A 217-nucleotide genomic window follows, 5' to 3' on the forward strand; every position below is an offset into this window, starting at 1 on the left:
GCGATCCGCCTCATCAGGATTGTGGCTGAGTTCTTCGACGCCTTCCGGCATCAATCTGTCGAGTTGGTGTGTAACCAACTCCACTCGCCGTCCGACGAAACGCCCGCCAAGCTTTTCCGCCTTCTCGCGCAGACTCGTATGGTCTGCGTCCACGTCGAGATAGGCCAGTCGCGTCTTGGAGACCCTAAGTTCGGCTATGGCGTCATCAAGCGTCAAT

1 protein-coding gene is annotated in these 217 nt (G+C 57.6%); it reads right to left on the reverse strand.

Annotation, left to right across the window (positions count from 1 at the left end):
- The coding region (locus tag A3736_RS17355; RefSeq protein WP_197465479.1) for a hypothetical protein at positions 1 to 217 on the reverse strand (217 nt) is incomplete at both ends.

It is taken from the genome of Erythrobacter sp. HI0063 (assembly GCF_001635685.1).
Lineage (GTDB): Bacteria > Pseudomonadota > Alphaproteobacteria > Sphingomonadales > Sphingomonadaceae > Qipengyuania.